The organism is Vibrio sp. 10N.286.45.E10 (assembly GCF_002874195.2).
GTDB classification, from domain to species: Bacteria; Pseudomonadota; Gammaproteobacteria; order Enterobacterales; family Vibrionaceae; genus Vibrio; species Vibrio crassostreae.
This window is the reverse complement of record NZ_MCWD02000007.1, coordinates 1-2,574: the sequence shown is the minus strand read 5'-3', so window position 1 is coordinate 2,574 and position 2,574 is coordinate 1. Positions and strand designations below refer to the sequence as shown.

Sequence of the window (2,574 nt, the reverse complement as noted above, 5' to 3'; positions counted from 1 at the left end):
TCAACGCGATCTTCTTCCACATCTTTGGTGGCGTAGGCCATGTCTAGCGAGAAAGCTGACCCCACAATGTTGCTTAGCTTCAAACGAAACGCATTGCCAGTTTCATCGATTTTTGTCTTCGTGCGAGCTGATGTGGTGTTGTACGGATCAGCCCAAGTTTCTGACCGCATGTACTTCGTTCAGTTACCGGAGAATTTGGGTGTTTAACCGTTCGTCTTTCCACCCTGTTTTCGCATTTATCGTGAAACGCTTTCGCGTTTTTCGTGCGCCATACTAAATTCATCAAAGTATTGGATGAATGGCTCTCTAGTTAATTTGGTTTTACTATCGTAAATTGCTAGCTGCTTGTTCGTTGGAACGCAGATAAAACAAGGCTTCGCGTGTGCGAGGTCTTGTTAGACTCGTTCAACACAACACTATTCAAAGTGATCAAGAATTTTTGTATTCGCAATAGTTAAGCTTTTTTGAAAGCGACTCTAGGCTAAGTTTTGCCCAATGTGGCTTTAAACGGCGAATTATGTAAAGCAGTAGTGAGGATGTCGCGCTCTTCTGCTGAAAGCAAATTAGCATGCCTGAATAAGACGTAATCTAATGCGACGTGCAGGTACAATGTTGAGAAGTCAGGTCCAAGCAAATCATCATTGTTATTCAACTGCCCGATAAGTGCTTTAACGCTTCTTTTAATACCTTCCTTTCCCCAATCGTTAGCTCGTTTTGCTCAGCTTCGAAGCGGCTCAGTGCAGCACACCGAAAGGCCACTTCCATCAACGTTTTACTCACTCCCAATAACGACATACGTTGAGTGTCGCTAGCCTTGGTCACTGTTAGTTTTTCTGTTGGGTATGCTTGCATGAGGAACTCTACAGATCGTTAAACTCTCGGTCAGTGCAACCTCATCACTGGTTTCTGTGAACCGGAATGGTACTAATGGATTAACTGCGACCAATGTGCAGGGTGTTTGCCACGGGTCGACCCATTCAAGAACCATTAAGACATCACACAAATAGGCCGTTGCCAGTACTGCTCTGGAGAATGGAGATGTGTCGTTTAAATACAGTTTCATGAGCGATTCCTTTGCTAAGAACTTATTTGAGCAGTGTTTAATGTCTGCTGTTTGGTTGATGTAAATGCGATGCAGAGTATCGACAGAATCAGTGCACTCGCGCTGATCATAAATAAGAGGTTATAACTGGTGAGTTGAGGGGCGTAGTGAGCCATAACGAAGCCGACTATTCCTTGCGATATAGCAAAAGCCATTGTCATTGCTCCCCAAGATTTCGTATGGAGCTGAGTCCTGACGATTTCTAAGGTGTAGGTTGATACCAGTGTTACGGTGCCAGGCGTAAACATACCGACCAACAAAGATGAAGCAAAAAGTGCTGTTTCACTGGTGCTTAATAGTGGAAGAGCAACCCCAGCAGCTTTACAAATAAACGCCGCTAATAGTGCTTTTTTAAGTCCAAATTTATCCCCTAATATACCAGTTACTATTGGCCCAATCGCTGCTCCTATTCCAAACACAGCCCAATAAAAACCACCGCTCGCAAAACTCATTTTTAGCTCTCGAACAATATAGTCGACCCAAAAAAGAGTATGAGGTAAATAACCAATGGCGCTAAAGGTGTAGGCTAAAAGTACGCAGCTAATACTAATGCGCTTATTCTTAGATAAGGCATCAAACGTCGATGGGCTTTTATCACAATGGTTTGGTTTAGCTTCAAGAGCCCATGTTTTCCACGTCAGGACAGTTGCGAGAAAAGCGATCGCTCCCATACCTAACCATGCACTTTCAACACTTTGGTAGATAAGCAAAGGTATGATTGTTCCTGAAATCATGGCGCCGAGGCCAATGCCTGAAAATACGACGCCACTGATTCTTGCTTTCATCTCTTGAGGGTGAAGGCTGGTGATCCTGGAGTGGTGCGAGTACCATGAGTACGGCACCTGATATACCCTGTGGTTTCACAAGCGTTAAAAACCATTCAAAGGGCGCAGATTTTAAGGCACAACCCAAGATAGCTAAAGCTACTTAACAACAAAGAGGCACGTATGAGTGTGCCTGTTGAATAATATCTTTGTAAAAAGCTCGATGCAGGAGCTCCGAATATATAGCCAATCAGTGTTGCTGCGCCGGTATCCAGACATCTTCGCTTGAGAACCACCCACTTTGAATGAGCACAGGCATTAGTGCTATGTAGGCAAAGCGACCAATCCCGTTCCCAACTAATGTTGCTGCGAGCCCAGCAGAAGGTGTTGCGGTTTAAGAGTTTTACGTGCTGCATATCTCGTACTGTTGGTTTGCATATGTAACATTACGCTAACATTTAAACTTGAACTATCTAAGCTGAGTTTTGCTCTAATGTTTAAGGTTTGATGACAACACATTTTTTGTAAGTGTCAGATTGGTCATTTACATCTCTAATCTCTAGCTGGTATAGGTAAAGCTAATGGGAGGGGGAGTATCTGAATATCGATCGTTACAACTATAGCCATATGTTCAATGGCAAAGAATGCTCTCCCCTCGAACGTTAATCTAAAGAGATCTTGAGAGGCTTTGATGCTGAATCCGTTCAA

General features: G+C 43.6%; 3 pseudogenes. All 3 read right to left on the bottom strand.

The window, feature by feature from the left end:
• A pseudogene (locus tag BCU34_RS24030) lies at nucleotides 1–170 on the bottom strand (DUF2860 family protein); the annotation flags it as partial.
• Between the two features lie 259 nt (nucleotides 171–429).
• Nucleotides 430–1,063, bottom strand: a pseudogene (locus tag BCU34_RS24025) (glutathione S-transferase family protein).
• A 14-nt stretch (nucleotides 1,064–1,077) separates the two neighbouring features.
• A pseudogene (locus tag BCU34_RS24020) lies at nucleotides 1,078–2,282 on the bottom strand (YbfB/YjiJ family MFS transporter).
• Nucleotides 2,283–2,574: the final 292 nt, after the last annotated feature.